Source organism: Intrasporangium mesophilum (assembly GCF_054783095.1).
The window spans coordinates 1-557 of sequence record NZ_BAAGRF010000036.1 but is presented as its reverse complement, the minus strand read 5'-3'; the positions used below and the strand labels follow the sequence as shown (position 1 = coordinate 557).

The following is a 557-nucleotide window of genomic DNA, read 5'->3' as shown; positions in this document are numbered from 1 at the left end:
ATGGTTGGTTTCACAAAGGTAAACCTCATTGGAATGCTCAATTACAATTTAAACAATCTTTAGATCATTTTTCATATTTTTGGTATGTGTTTAATTTGCTATCACATTATTGTACAAAAGTACCGACTTTAAAATTTAGTAAACGTTTAAATAAAACAAGTGTTGCTATTAATTTACATACACGTGCATTACCTTGTTTTACAAAAATGCATAGTTTATTCTATGTAAATGGAGTAAAAGTTATTCCAGAAAATATTTATGATTTACTAACTCCAGTAGCTTTAGCTCATTGGATTCAAGGTGATGGAGTAGCCAGATCTCATGGATTAATTATTTGTACTGATTCATATAAAATTGAAGATGTTGCAAAACTAATTAATGTTCTTAAAATTCGATATAATATTGATTGTATTTTAAGATTTCATACACCTACTCAACCTAGAATTACTATTCGAACTAAATCAATAGGAATTTTACGAAACCTTGTTATGCCATATATACATAATTCAATGTTATATAAATTGGGGTTAAATAGTAAATAATTTTATTATATGGAT

General features: G+C 26.2%; 1 protein-coding gene. It reads left to right on the top strand.

Annotated features, from left to right (window positions below; all coding sequences use genetic code 11):
- Positions 1–542: LAGLIDADG endonuclease (locus ACYVLP_RS23450; protein WP_460629703.1), on the top strand; the 542-nt coding region annotated here is incomplete at its 5' end.
- Positions 543–557 lie beyond the last annotated feature (15 nt).